The 12,802-nt window shown below is 70.1% G+C and carries 12 protein-coding genes; 6 read left to right on the top strand and 6 right to left on the bottom strand.

The window, feature by feature from the left end; all coding sequences use genetic code 11:
* Positions 1-89 precede the first annotated feature (89 nt).
* Positions 90-2,579 carry a circularly permuted type 2 ATP-grasp protein gene (locus tag DEU36_RS10595; protein WP_259455309.1) on the top strand — a complete coding sequence of 830 codons (2,490 nt, stop codon included), beginning with the start codon at positions 90-92 and terminating at the stop codon, positions 2,577-2,579.
* A complete protein-coding gene (locus tag DEU36_RS10590) occupies positions 2,576-3,460 on the top strand; it encodes a transglutaminase family protein (protein WP_120264111.1) in 885 nt (294 codons plus the stop codon). Before DEU36_RS10595 ends, DEU36_RS10590 begins: the two co-directional genes overlap by 4 nt.
* Before the next feature lie 154 nt (positions 3,461-3,614).
* On the opposite strand, the gene DEU36_RS10585 is transcribed toward DEU36_RS10590, so the two are convergent.
* The 3 genes from DEU36_RS10585 to DEU36_RS10570 all read right to left on the bottom strand — a co-directional run bounded on the left by DEU36_RS10585 (position 3,615) and on the right by DEU36_RS10570 (position 8,122).
* A complete protein-coding gene (locus tag DEU36_RS10585; RefSeq protein ID WP_120264110.1) occupies positions 3,615-4,364 on the bottom strand; it encodes a gamma-glutamyl-gamma-aminobutyrate hydrolase family protein in 750 nt (249 codons plus the stop codon).
* 553 nt (positions 4,365-4,917) lie between these two features.
* On the bottom strand, positions 4,918-5,487 hold the full coding sequence (locus DEU36_RS10575; RefSeq protein WP_259455308.1) for an N-acetyltransferase: 570 nt from the start codon (positions 5,485-5,487) through the stop codon (positions 4,918-4,920).
* 109 nt (positions 5,488-5,596) lie between these two features.
* Complete coding sequence (locus tag DEU36_RS10570) at positions 5,597-8,122, bottom strand: ATP-dependent Clp protease ATP-binding subunit (RefSeq protein WP_120264109.1); 2,526 nt, start codon at positions 8,120-8,122, stop codon at positions 5,597-5,599.
* 175 nt (positions 8,123-8,297) lie between these two features.
* Between DEU36_RS10570 and DEU36_RS10565 the strand changes: the two genes are divergently transcribed.
* The 3 genes from DEU36_RS10565 to DEU36_RS10555 are packed head-to-tail and all read left to right on the top strand — an operon-like array spanning position 8,298 to position 9,897.
* Positions 8,298-9,056, top strand: a complete 759-nt coding sequence (locus DEU36_RS10565; RefSeq protein WP_120264108.1) for a hypothetical protein — start codon at positions 8,298-8,300, stop codon at positions 9,054-9,056.
* Positions 9,056-9,670: a hypothetical protein gene (locus tag DEU36_RS10560; RefSeq protein ID WP_120264107.1), complete on the top strand. Its 615-nt coding sequence runs from the start codon at positions 9,056-9,058 to the stop codon at positions 9,668-9,670. Before DEU36_RS10565 ends, DEU36_RS10560 begins: the two co-directional genes overlap by 1 nt.
* Entirely contained in the window at positions 9,667-9,897 is a 231-nt protein-coding gene (locus DEU36_RS10555; RefSeq protein ID WP_120264106.1) for a helix-turn-helix transcriptional regulator, read from the top strand. Before DEU36_RS10560 ends, DEU36_RS10555 begins: the two co-directional genes overlap by 4 nt.
* A 57-nt stretch (positions 9,898-9,954) precedes the next feature.
* Here the strand turns inward: DEU36_RS10555 and DEU36_RS10550 are convergent, their stop codons facing one another.
* The 3 genes from DEU36_RS10550 to DEU36_RS10540 form a co-directional block, all read right to left on the bottom strand.
* A complete protein-coding gene (locus tag DEU36_RS10550) occupies positions 9,955-10,449 on the bottom strand; it encodes a DUF1269 domain-containing protein (protein WP_120264105.1) in 495 nt (164 codons plus the stop codon).
* A 106-nt stretch (positions 10,450-10,555) separates the two neighbouring features.
* Positions 10,556-11,443 (bottom strand): SDR family oxidoreductase, encoded by an 888-nt coding sequence (locus DEU36_RS10545; RefSeq protein ID WP_120264104.1) that lies wholly within the window; start codon positions 11,441-11,443, stop codon positions 10,556-10,558.
* An 80-nt stretch (positions 11,444-11,523) separates the two neighbouring features.
* A complete protein-coding gene (locus tag DEU36_RS10540; RefSeq protein WP_120264103.1) occupies positions 11,524-12,327 on the bottom strand; it encodes a DeoR/GlpR family DNA-binding transcription regulator in 804 nt (267 codons plus the stop codon).
* A gap of 46 nt (positions 12,328-12,373) precedes the next feature.
* On the opposite strand from DEU36_RS10540, the gene DEU36_RS10535 reads away from it, so the two are divergent.
* Entirely contained in the window at positions 12,374-12,757 is a 384-nt protein-coding gene (locus DEU36_RS10535) for a DUF4406 domain-containing protein (protein WP_259455307.1), read from the top strand.
* Positions 12,758-12,802: the final 45 nt, after the last annotated feature.

Here is a 12,802-nt window from a genome sequence, read left to right as displayed (position 1 = left end):
ATAGTCCGCGCCGGTAAGGTTGCCTCAGCCCGAGATCCCTCCCGCTTTGGAGTGCCGACGTGAGCGTGCTCCGTGACTACGCAGCCGCAGTGTCCCAGCCGACACTGCCTCTGTCGTCGCTCCCCCACGGCCCCGCCGACCTTTCGCGCTACGACGAGGTGGTCGATGCCGACGGCAGCCTCCGCCCCGCCTGGCAGTCACTCGCCGGCCTCGCGCTGGCCTTGACCCCGTCCGAGCTGGCCCGCGTCGAGGGCGAGATCACCCGTTTCCTCGCTGACGACGGTGTGACCTACGTCCGCCCCGACAGCGGCGCCCAGCCGTGGCAGCTCGACCCGGTCCCTTTGGTCGTCGACGCGGCCGCCTGGGCGCGGCTCGAGACGGGCCTCGCGCAGCGCGCCGAGCTGCTGAACGCCGTCCTCGCCGACCTCTACGGACCGCAGAGCCTGCTCTCATCGGGAACCATCCCGGCCGCGGCCGTGCTGGGCCACTCGGGATTCCTCCGCCCTCTCGCGCGGTCGACGGCGGCCGACCGGCATCCGCTGCTGCTGTCGGGAACCGACCTCGGACGCGACGCCGACGGCGAATGGCGGGTGCTCGCCGACCGCGTGCAGGCGCCGTCGGGCCTGGGGTTCGCGATGGAGAACCGGCGCGTCATCTCGCAGGTGCTGCCTGACCTGTACCAGCAGAGCGACCCGCACCGCATGGAGCCGTACTTCTCGGCCCTGCACGCGACGCTCGCCGCGTCAGCGCCCGAGGGCGTCGCCGAGCCGCGCGTGGTCGTCCTGACCCCCGGCCCGCACTCCGAGACGGCGTTCGATCAGGCTTTCCTCGCGCGAGGCCTGGGCCTGTCGCTCGTGCAGGGCAGCGACCTCGTCGTGCGTGGCGGCCGGGTGTGGATGAAGCCCACCGGATGGCCGCGCAGAGAACCGACCGAGCAGGTCGACGTCATCCTGCGCCGCGTCGACGCGGAGTGGTGCGATCCGCTCGAGCTGCGCTCCGACTCGCGTCTGGGCGTCGCCGGCCTCACCGAGGCGGTGCGCCGCGGGACGGTGCGGCTCGTGAACGGGCTCGGCGCCGGCGTCTTGGAGAACCCCGCCCTGCTGCCCTATCTGCCCGCGGCCTGCGAAGCCCTGCTCGGCGAGCAGCTGCGCCTGCCCGCCGTGCCGACGTGGTGGTGCGGCGACGACGAGGCGCGCGCGGTCGTTCTCGATCGCGTCCGGTCGGAGGATCCCTCCCTCTTCGTGCGGACCCTCGACGGATCACGCCGCGATCTGACAGGACTGGATGCCGCGGCCGTCGCCGCTCGCATCGAGGCCGCACCGCACCGCTACGTCGGGCAGGAGCTGCTGCCCCTCTCGCAGGCCCCCGTGTGGGCCGGCGACGGTGCACGCGCGCGCGCTCTGATCTTCCGGGCCTTCACGCTGCGTCACGGCTCGGCGTACCGCCCCCTCCTCGGCGGACTCGCCACCGTGCGCGAGAGCCCCGATGCGGCGCCGACCACGAAGGACGTCTGGGTACTGAAGGCCGCTGAGGGCGACGCCGATCAGGGCCTCAACGAGATCGGTCCGCTCCCCGGTGGCCGCAGCGCCCCGAGCATCGCGCCGCGCGCCCTCGACGACATGTTCTGGTCGGGGCGGTACGCCGAGCGGGCGGAGGACCTGCTGCGGCTGGTGCTCACGGCACAGCAGCAGCTCGACCTGGCCGGCGCCGGTCGTGCCAGCCACACGAGCGCCCGCGTGCTGCGCGACGCCATCAAGCGGCTCGCCGGTCCGGGGCCGGATGCCGCCGACGCCGACTTCCGGTCGCTGCTGCTCGACGCCGCACGGGTTGGCTCGACCGCCCACGCGCTCAGCCGGCTGCGCGACGCGCTCGACGGCGTGCGCGACCAGCTGTCGGGCGACACGTGGCGCGTCTTCGCCGGCATCGAACGGGCCTCCCGCGCCCTGCGGGCATCGCCGCACGCGCACCGCACGGCCGAGTCGGCGGGGCGCATGCTCACCGTCGTCCTGTCGCTGCAGGGCGTGTCGGCCAACATGATGCGCGACACCGGATGGCACTTCATCGAGGCGGGGCGTTTCCTCGAGCGCGCGCTGCAGGTCTGCCACATCCTGCGCGTCGTCGTCGACCGCCGCGACGCGCGGACCGAACGGGCCGTGCTCGAGGCGCTTCTCACCGCATCGGAGAGCATCGTCACCCACCGACGACGGTTCCGTGGCGCGGTGCGCCTGGGCGACGTGCTCGACCTGCTGCTACGCGACCCCGACAACCCCCGGTCGCTGGCGTTCTGCCTCGCCGAGCTGCGGACCCATCTCGCGTCGGCGCCGGCATCGACGGGGTCGACACGGCCCGAGCGTCTGGTCGACGACCTCGAGACCCTCGTCAGCGCGATCGACACCGATGCGCTGGGGGATGCCGTCGACGGCATCCGCTCTCCGCTCGCCGACCTGCTCGACGACCTCACGGCCCAGCTCGAGCAGCTCGGCGACGCGATCGACGAGCTGCACTTCGAGAGCGGCCCGCCCCCGGTCGCGCTGTCGTCGCTGGCCCTCATCGAGGAACTGATGGAGGCCCGCGCGTGAAGCAGTACCGCGTCTGGCATCGCACCGCGTACACGTACAGCGATCCCGTCGAAGACAGCGTCGGGCAGTTCCACCTGATACCGCGCGAACTGCCCGGGCAGCGGGTGCGCGAGGCGGATGTCGTCGTCTCGCCGGCCCCGGGCGACATGCGGCGCGACTCCGACTACTTCGGCAATTGGTCGACGTACTTCCATGTCACCGCCGCGCACGAGGCGCTGTCGATCGAGGCCTCCAGCCAGGTCATCGTCACCGCTCCAGAGTACGACCCGGCGGCACTCGCCCTGCCCTGGGAGGCGGCCCGGCCGCTGCGGCATCCCGACCAGGAGGGGGCGTGGCGCGCCGCCGAGTTCGCTCTCCCCTCCCCGCGCGTCGCGCAGTCCGAGGCCACCGCCGCCTACGGTGCGGTCTCGCTCACCCCGGGACGCCCGATCGGCGAAGCCGCGAGCGACTTGATGCACCGGATCTACACCGACTTCGACTACGACAGCACGGCGACGACGGTCACGAGCACCGTCGCCGACGCGCTGGAGAAGCGGGCCGGCGTCTGCCAGGATTTCGCCCACGTCGCCCTCGCATGCCTTCGCTCGCACGGTGTCGCGGCGCGCTACGTGTCGGGGTACCTCGCGACGCAGCCGCCGCCCGGCAAGGAGCGCGTCTTCGGCGCCGACGCCTCGCACGCCTGGCTCGCGGTGTGGCTTCCGGGCACCGACCAGTGGCTCGCGATCGATCCGACGAACGACCAGTGGGCGAACGACCGGTACGTCACCGTCGCATGGGGCAGGGACTACGGCGACGTCTCGCCCGTGAAGGGCATCATCTTCACCGAGGCGAAGACCTCGACCCTGCGCGTCTCGGTCGACGTCGCCCCTCTCGAACCCTGACCCCGACGGCATCCGGGTGTCCCTCTGCGAGCGCGGATGCAAGAGATCCGAGTCGACACGCCGGGCCGAGGCATCCGGGGTCGGGGTGTCGGCCACGAACGCTTGCATTCGCGCACGGCCAGCGCAACAAGAACGAGCCAGGGATGCCGGGGGGTCAGCGACCCGCGGCGTACTCTGTCGCCGCGGCGACCAGGCCGAGGAACAGCCGGCGGTCGGCGGCGTCCTCCTCGGGGTGCCACTGCACCGCAACGAGGAAGTCGGAGCCGGGCGACTCGATCGCCTGCGGCAGACCTTCGCCGCTGCGGGCCGACACGACGAGGTCCTCGCCGAGCCGGTCGATGCCCTGGTGGTGGTAGCTGCTCACGGTGAGCGAGCCTGTCCCCACGAGCTCCGACAACATCGTCCCGGCTGAGACCGCGACATCGTTCCGCGCGAAGACGCCGCTCCCGAGCTGGTATCGGTCGGTGCCCAGCACGTCCGGAAGGTGCTGGTGGAGGGTGCCGCCCGCATCGACGTTGATGAGCTGCAGACCGCGGCAGATGCCCAGAACCGGGATGCCACGCTCACGGGCACCGCGCAGCAGGGCGAGCTCCCAGTCGTCGCGATCCGGCCGGGCCGGATCCGTCAGCGGATGCCGCTCGGCCCCGTACAGCTCGGGCTGCACATCGAGGCCGCCCGTGAGCACGAGCCCGTCGATCCGGTCGAGCACGACATCGGCGGCAGGCACGGGTGCCGGCTGCGGCGGAAGCAGGATGGCGGCACCGCCCGATGCGGTCACGCCGTCGAAGTACTGCTGCGGCAGGAAGCTCGCCCGCACGTCCCACACCCCCTGACGGGCGCGCTCGAGGTAGGTCGTCAAGCCGATGACGGGCCGGGGCGCCGTCGTGGCGTTTTCGCTGCTCACGCGCCGATCGTAGAGCCGCTGTGTTTCGCGCCGGTCACACACCGACGCCGCGCTCGGCGCAGCCTGGCGCAGCCGGGCGCGGGGATCTCGGCACGACGCGTCCCGTCGACAGGCTGGGCCCGCCCGAAGCGACGATCGCGGCGGTGCCGGCCATGCTCAGCCTGTTGGCGGCACGCCACACCCGCGATCGGTAGACGTCCCCACGCAGAGCCGTGCCCCAGTAGGCCCACAACGGGGCCTGGGCCAAGGTTCACGCCCCCGGGCACAGCCACAGCAGCCCCAGCCCCAGCCCCAGTCCCAGCCACAGCCACAGCCACAGCCACAGCCCCAGCCCCAGCCCCAGTCCGAGTCCGAGTCCGAGCCCGAGCCCGAGTCCGACTCTGGCCCCGAGTCCGTCCCCGGTCAGTCGCGTTGAACCCGCGCGACGCGTCCCATCCGCAGGCTGAGCACATACACATCGGCTGGAAGAGCGACGCCTACCGCGCTCAGCCTGTCGACGGCACGCAGACCGGGCACGAAGGCAAGGAGGGGTTGACGCACCGACGCGGAAAGGTCAGTCCAGGGCTCGGCGCAGGCAGACCAGCCGCTCGCGCGATTCCCACGAAGGCTCGACGGTGAACCCCTGCGACCGATAGAGGGCGAGCGCGTCGGAGCGCCAGTCCCAGACCGACAGCCGCAGCCCGTCGGCTTCCGCTCGCTCGGCATGCTCACTCGCGTATGTCATGAGAGCCGCCGCGACTCCCCGTCGACGTCCGGCGGGCGCGACCCACAGCCGCTTCAGCTCTACGTCGCGGCCCGAGGGCTGAAGCACCACCACGCCGACCGCCCCGACGTCGTCCTCGGCGACGGCGACAGCAGCCCCCGCGAACGCCTCGGCAGGGTCGTCGACCTCGACCCGATACCTCGCGGGCAGCGCGGCACCCGCCGCCCCACCCGCCACGACCGCACCCGCTGTCACCCCACCCGCTGTCACTCCACCCGCCGTGACCCCACCCGCCGTGACCCCGTGCAGAGCCTTCTCATGTTCCGTCTGCAGGTGGTAGTCGCGAAGTAGCCTGGAGACGGCCACCCAAACGGGATCCATCCTGTCGACGGCACGGACAGCGACGGCAAACGGCTGCATCCCACCATTCTCCGCCGCCAGCCGGGGCAGCTCCCGCCCCGGAAACGCCGGAGGGGCGGATGCCGCAGCATCCGCCCCTCCGTGCGATTCGTCGCTCGCGCGACCTCGGTCAGTCGCCGCTGGCGGCGATGTCGGGAGTCGCAGCGATCTCGCCGGCAGCGCCGACGCCGATCGCCACCTTGTCCTCACGCGGAGCCGTCTCGAAGACGAACTTCGTGCCCTCGGTGTCGACCTTCACGTGGTCGCCAGGGTTGAGCTCGCCGTGCAGGATCTTCTCGCTGAGCTGGTCCTCGACCTCGCGCTGCATCGCACGACGCAGCGGACGAGCACCGAGCGTCGGGTCGAAACCGATCTCGATGAGGCGGTCCTTCGCGGCGTCGGAGAGCTCCACCGTCATGTCGCGGTCGAGCAGGCGCTCGCTCAGACGCTTGGTGAACAGGCCGACGATCTGGCGCAGCTCGGCCTTGTTCAGCTGCGGGAAGACGATGACATCGTCGACGCGGTTGAGGAACTCGGGCTTGAAGTGCCGCTTGAGCTCTTCGTCGACCTTGCCCTTCATCCGCTCGTAGCTGGTCTGCGCGTTGCCCTCGACCTGGAACCCGACCGGTCCACCGGCGATCGCCGACGAGCCGAGGTTCGTCGTCATGATGATCACGGTGTTCTTGAAGTCGACCACGCGACCCTGACCGTCCGTCAGGCGACCCTCTTCGAGGATCTGCAGCAGCGAGTTGAAGATGTCGGGGTGGGCCTTCTCGATCTCGTCGAACAGCACGACGGAGAACGGCTTGCGACGAACCTTCTCGGTGAGCTGACCGCCCTCTTCGAATCCGACGAATCCGGGAGGGGCGCCGAACAGACGCGAGACGGTGTGCTTCTCGCCGTACTCCGACATGTCGAGCGAGATCAGCGCGCCCTCGTCATCGAACAAGAACTCGGCGAGCGCCTTGGCGAGCTCCGTCTTTCCGACGCCGGTGGGGCCGGCGAAGATGAACGAGCCCGAGGGGCGCTTCGGGTCCTTCAGGCCGGCACGCTGACGACGGATCGTGCGGGAGAGGGCCGCGATGGCCTCTTCCTGCCCGACGACGCGCTGGTGCAGCGCCTTCTCCATGAAGACGAGACGGCTGGTCTCCTCCTCGGTGAGCTTGAACACCGGGATGCCGGTGGCCTGGGCGAGCACTTCGGCGATGAGCCCCTCGTCGACGACGGCGTGGCTGGCCACGTCGCCCGAGCGCCACTGCTTCTCGAGGCGCAGGCGCTCGGCGAGCAGCGACTTCTCCTCGTCACGCAGCGATGCGGCCTTCTCGAAGTCCTGCTCCTCGCTCGCGCGCTCCTTGTCCTCGCGGACCTTGGCGATCTTCTCGTCGAATTCGCGCAGCTCGGGCGGCGACGACAGGATCGACAGGCGCAGGCGGGCGCCGGCCTCGTCGATCAGGTCGATGGCCTTGTCGGGCAGGAAGCGGTCGCTGACGTACCGGTCGGCCAGGTTCGCCGCGGCGACGAGCGCGCCATCGGTGATCTGCACCTTGTGGTGCGCCTCGTAGCGGTCGCGCAGCCCCTTCAGGATGTTGATCGCGTGAGGGATGCTGGGCTCGCCGACCTGGATCGGCTGGAACCGGCGCTCGAGCGCGGCATCCTTCTCGAAGTGCTTGCGGTACTCGTCGAGCGTCGTGGCACCGATCGTCTGGAGCTCGCCGCGGGCGAGCAGCGGCTTGAGGATCGACGCGGCGTCGATCGCGCCCTCTGCCGCACCGGCACCGACGAGCGAGTGGATCTCGTCGATGAAGACGATGATGTCGCCGCGGGTGCGGATCTCCTTGGTGACCTTCTTCAGACGTTCCTCGAAGTCACCGCGGTAGCGGGAACCGGCGATGAGCGAGCCGAGGTCGAGCGAGTAGACCTGCTTGTCCTTGAGCGTCTCGGGCACATCGCCCTTGACGATGGCCTGCGCCAGGCCTTCCACGACGGCGGTCTTGCCGACGCCGGGCTCGCCGATCAGCACCGGGTTGTTCTTGGAGCGACGCGAGAGGATCTGCATGACCCGCTCGATCTCCTTCTCGCGACCGATCACGGGGTCGAGCTTGTTGTCGCGCGCGGCCTGGGTGAGGTTGCGCCCGAACTGGTCGAGCACAGCCGAGCCGCCCTGCGGCGCCTGGGTCTGCTCGCCCGCGCCGACGGTCGCGCCGGCAGGCTCCTTGCCCTGGTAGCCGCTGAGCAGCTGGATGACCTGCTGACGCACCTTGTTCAGGTCGGCGCCGAGCTTGACGAGCACCTGAGCGGCCACTCCCTCGCCCTCACGGATGAGGCCGAGGAGGATGTGCTCGGTGCCGATGTAGTTGTGTCCGAGCTGCAGCGCTTCGCGCAGCGACAGCTCGAGGACCTTCTTGGCACGCGGCGTGAACGGGATGTGACCGGTCGGCTGCTGCTGGCCCTGACCGATGATGTCCTGTACCTGCTCGCGCACGGCGTCGAGGGAGATGCCCAGGCTCTCGAGGGCCTTGGCCGCGACGCCTTCACCCTCGTGGATCAGACCCAGGAGGATGTGCTCGGTCCCGATGTAGTTGTGGTTGAGCATCTTCGCCTCTTCTTGGGCGAGCACGACCACGCGACGGGCACGATCCGTGAATCTCTCGAACATCGTCAGCCTCCTCTGAGCGCCGGGACTCCGGGCGCTTACGAAAGAGATTAACCAGGCAGGGATACGGGTATGCCCGTGTTCGCCGTCGGCATAGCGTTACGCGGGGTTGCGCTCGGTCGCGTCAGACCATATCGTTTCTCGATAACAACGACTATCGATATGGAGCGTCGAGAGCATGCTGGTCTTGTGGAACATCGGCCCGATCGTGGCGATCGCGGTGGTGATCGTCGTGGCAGCCACCGTGTTCGGTGTCGCCGCGGCCCGCGCCCGTCGCCGTGGCGACCCTTCTCCCGTCGTGAGCCTTGCGCTCACCCTGTCTGCCGCCTGGGCGGCATTCGGTCTACTCGGGGCGGTCATCTCGGTGATTCAGAACCTCGCGGCAGACGCGCCTCGCATGAGCGTCCCGGTGGCGCAGTTCTGGCCCGACCTGCTCCCGGGCGTCGTGATCGACGCGGGCCCAACGGCCGAGGTCGCCGGCGGCGGCTTCATGGTCGCCGAGGTCGACGTCGCGGGGATCAGCCCGCTCGCACGCGGGCTCTGGACCGCTGGGCAGGCGTTGTGGACGCTCATCCCCACCGCGATCGCGGCACTCATCGCCGTCGCGTGCTTCCAGCTGCTCGCCGGGCGCGCCTTCGATCGCATCATCGTGCGCGTGACCATGGCGACCGCCGTCATCGTCGCCGCCGGCGGGACGGCCGCGCAGCTGCTCTCCGACATCGCCGGCAGCATGGCATCGCAGGAACTGTTCGCCCGGGGAAGCGCGCAGTGGACCGAGATCCCCGGAATCGATGATCCGTTCGCGTGGTGGCCGGAAGCGACACTCAACGTCACCCTCCCGTTCTGGCCCATCGCCGCAGGCCTCGGCCTCGCCGCCCTCGCGGCAGTGTTTCGGTACGGCTCACGACTCCAACGCGACACGGAAGGACTGGTGTGATGACCCTCACCCGCGGACCCCGCTCGGATGCCGCCGACGCGATCACGGTCCTCCTGCTCGGCATCGGCGCCGCGATCACCGTCGTCCTCTCGGTCGTCGCGCGGTTCCTCGACGTCTTCCGCGACGCGGGCGTCGCATGGCGGATCGACATCGACGACGAGCCGTTCTCCGCCTCCGTCGGGTCGGGCACGGGGTACGTCGACGGCGTCGTGCAGAACGCACTCGTCATCGCGCCCGAGGTCGACGGCGGCACGGCGGCCGCGCTCGCGGGCTCGATCGTGGTGTGGGGCATCACGTGCCTCGCCGTGATCCTCGCGGTGATGTACGTCGCACGCAGCTTCCTGCGCGGCCGGTTCTTCGTCCCGGCGACCGCTCGGGCCTTCGACGTCATCGGGTGGGCGCTCGTCGGAGGAGGATTCGTCGTGCTCATCCTCGAGAACATCGGGCGTAACGGCATCCTCAGCGCTCTGGGCGTCGGCGAGGGCGAGCCGCTGCACTTCCTCGACTTCTGGGGATGGGCACCGGTGTGGGCGGTCGGCGTGACGGTCGGCCTCATCGCGGTCGCATTCCGACGCGGCGTGCGTCTGCAGCGCGACACGGACGGCCTGGTGTGAGCCCCGCAGACGAGGAAGGTCCGAGCGGCGTCCATTGCCGCCTCGACGAGCTGCTCGCCGAGCGCGGGATGACCCTCACGCGCCTGTCCGAGATGGTCGGCGTCTCCGTGGTGAATCTCTCGGTACTCAAGAACGACCGAGCCCGCGCCATCCGCTATTCGACGCTCTCTGCGATCTGCCGGGCGCTGGATTGCGAGATCGGCGACCTGCTCGTGCGGGCCGACTGACGACGGAAGGGTCGGGGTGCGGCGAACGACACCCCGACCCGAACGCGCCCCGGACTGTTACCGCGCGCCGCTGAGGTCGTGGATGAGCTCCCGCTCGTCCTTCTCCGAGAGCGAGGTCTGCACGACGGTGCCGTTGTACCCGGCGAGGGCGGACGCGAACTTGTCCGTCGTGATCTTGGTCGCGTAGAGCACGACGGCCGATTTTCCGGCGGAGACCGCCGATTTCACACGGTCGCGGAATTCGGCATCCAGATTCGTCTTGTCGAGGCCGGCGAAGAGGGCCCCGAACAATCCTCCGAAGACGAGCCCGGCGATCGGCACGAAGAAGAGGATGCCGATCAGGGCGCCGAACAGCGCCCCGCCCGCGGCACCCGCACCGACCTTGCCGACGACGCCCGGATACTCGACCTTCGTCTTGCCCTCGTCGTCGACCTTGACCAGTGCCAGCCCGGCGAGCTCGACCACGAGGTCGTTCTGGAGGACTTGGATTTCGTTGTACGCGGCCTCGGCGTCCGCTTCGCTGTCGAATGCAATCACGATCAAATCGGCCATGAAACCCCTCATTTCGTGTCGTATGTCTCGTCGAGGCCGACGGTATCCCGGCATGTGATGAGCGACAAGGGGGGCCGACGACGCCCGCCTCCCGCTGGACCGCCGGTCAGCTGAGGCTGAAACCGCCGTCGCTCGTGAGCACCTGACCGACGAGCCACGACCCCGACGGGCTACAGAGCCATCCGATCAGCTCAGCGGGGTCCTGGGGCCGCCCGACCCGCCCGAACGCCGTCGTCGCCAACCAGTCGTCGAGATCGTCGAGCGAGCGGTCGGTCGTGTCGGGGTCGAGGTAGCCGGTGTTCACCGGTCCGGGATTCACGGTGTTGAGGATGATGCCGAGCTCGAGCAGCTCCGCGGCCACCGTTCTCGTGACACCGGCGAGCGCGGCCTTGCTCGTCGCGTAGGCCACTTCGCCGACCATGGGTCCGTGGATCTGCCCGGACGTCATCCACACGACGTGCCCCTGCGGCGCGTCGTAGGGCTTCGCGCCGGCGATCCGGTCGCCCGGCCGGCGAGGCGTCTCGGAGGCAGGCGGCTCGGCGAAGCGCCGAGCGAATGCCGCGGTGAGAAGGAGCGTCGCCCGGGTGTTGACGTCCCAGAACGCGTCGAGGCGCTCGGGCGTCATATCGAGGATGCTGCCGTCGTCGCCGCTCTTGGCGTGGTTGCAGACGAGGATGTCGAGCCCGCCGGTGAGCGCCGCGGCCTCGTCGATCAGGTCGTCCGCCGCCGTCGCCGCGCTCAGATCCCCGGCGATGTCGGCGAAGCCCGCATCGCCCACGAGGTGGGAGAGGATGCCGGCTCGCACGGCGTCGAGGTCGTCGCCGCCCCACGGCAGGTCGAGATCATGGGGGCGGTGGTGGTGGACGACGACGCTCGCGCCGAGTCCGGCGAGTGTCGTCGCGACGGCGAAGCCGATGCCGCGGCGGCGCGAGACGCCCGTGACGAGGGCGGTCTTACCGCTCAGCGGAAGGGCAGAGGGAGAGGAAGCGTGCATGGGTGAGCCTTTCGATCGCGTCGTCGTCGACGCGCGGATGGGGATCGGAGGCGGTTCACCGGCATTGCATGCGACACAGCCTAACGAGCGGCCGCCCCGCCGTCACCCCGCCCCGTCACCCGGCACGGAGCAACGGCACGGAGCAACGGCACGCCGCGGCGTTCGAGGGCGTCCAGGCTGTTGGCCGGAGCCGCGGGGTCGACGATGACCCCCGTGACCGCGTCGAACGGCAGCACCGCGAAGGGCGAGACGGCGCCGATCTTCTCCTCGCTGCCCAAGACGTAGGTCTCGGCGGACCGCTCGGCGAGCGCGCGCTTCATCGCCGCCTCGTCGGCATCGCCGGTCGTCAGGCCCGCGTCGGCGTGGATGCCGGTGACGCCGAGGAGGAACCGGTCGGCTCGCACCATGCGGGCGGCTTCGACCGCGGCCGCACCGCTCGCGACCGCCGAGTGCTTGAAGAGCCGGCCGCCGATGATGATGACGTCGGCGGCGTGATGGAGAAGAGCTGCCGCCACGGTCGGGCTGTGGGTCACGATCGTGCAGTCCAGCATGGGATCGAGCGCCCGCACCGTCGCGAGGGCGGTCGTCCCGCCGTCGATGATGACGGTGCTGCCCGGTTCGATGAGGCTCGCGGCGAATCGCGCGATGCGCTGCTTGCTCTCGGTGGCGACCGTCTGGCGAGACGCGTAGTCGGCGACGGCGGGCGAGGCGGGAACCGCTCCGCCGTAGACGCGCACCGCGAGGCCGGCGGCATCCAGCTCGCGCAGATCGCGGCGGATGCTGTCTTCGGAAACGCCCAGCTCAGCGGCCAGCTCCTTGGCGACGATGCGGCCGTCGGCGCGAAGCCGGGCGAGCAGCAGGTCTTTCCTCGATGCGGCGAGCATTCCGACTCCTTCACGTTCTTGCACGTTTATGCATATTATTCGACCCATGACCGAATCCGCCACCACGGCACCCCTCATGATCCTCATCGCCGGACCCTATGCCTCGGGCACCGGCGGCGACCCCGCGCTGATGCGGCGCAATCTGGACCGCTTGGAGGAGGCTGCCTGGCCCCTCTTCGCTGCGGGACACATCCCGATGATCGGGGAATGGGTCGCCCTCCCCGTACTCGCGAGCGCGGGGGCGGCCGGCCCCTCCGACCCGCTCGCCGAGAAGGTGATGTATCCGGTTGCGCACCGCTTGCTGCAGCGTTGCGATGCCGTCCTGCGCTTACCGGGAGAGTCGCGTGGCGCGGATCAGGACGTCGCGATCGCACGAGAGCGGGGCATCCCCGTCTACACCGCGCTCGATGAGGTTCCGGGCGTCGCGTGAAGCGTTTCAGGCGGCGGGACGATGAACACTCAGCAAAATCATCAG

Source organism: Microbacterium sp. AG238, from assembly GCF_003610405.1.
GTDB lineage: Bacteria > Actinomycetota > Actinomycetes > Actinomycetales > Microbacteriaceae > Microbacterium.
Note: the sequence above shows the minus strand (reverse complement) of the source record. Positions and strands in the feature narration are given on the sequence as shown.

What these genes read in the sequence shown, in the direction of transcription:
- DEU36_RS10575 (WP_259455308.1), bottom strand. Translation starts at nt 5,487, where the DNA reads ATGCAGCCGTTTGCCGTCGCTGTCCGTGCCGTCGACAGGATGGATCCC.
- DEU36_RS10570 (WP_120264109.1), bottom strand. Translation starts at nt 8,122, where the DNA reads ATGTTCGAGAGATTCACGGATCGTGCCCGTCGCGTGGTCGTGCTCGCC.
- DEU36_RS10565 (WP_120264108.1), top strand. Translation starts at nt 8,298, where the DNA reads ATGCTGGTCTTGTGGAACATCGGCCCGATCGTGGCGATCGCGGTGGTG.
- DEU36_RS10560 (WP_120264107.1), top strand. Translation starts at nt 9,056, where the DNA reads ATGACCCTCACCCGCGGACCCCGCTCGGATGCCGCCGACGCGATCACG.
- DEU36_RS10550 (WP_120264105.1), bottom strand. Translation starts at nt 10,449, where the DNA reads ATGGCCGATTTGATCGTGATTGCATTCGACAGCGAAGCGGACGCCGAG.
- DEU36_RS10545 (WP_120264104.1), bottom strand. Translation starts at nt 11,443, where the DNA reads ATGCACGCTTCCTCTCCCTCTGCCCTTCCGCTGAGCGGTAAGACCGCC.
- DEU36_RS10540 (WP_120264103.1), bottom strand. Translation starts at nt 12,327, where the DNA reads ATGCTCGCCGCATCGAGGAAAGACCTGCTGCTCGCCCGGCTTCGCGCC.
- DEU36_RS10535 (WP_259455307.1), top strand. Translation starts at nt 12,374, where the DNA reads ATGACCGAATCCGCCACCACGGCACCCCTCATGATCCTCATCGCCGGA.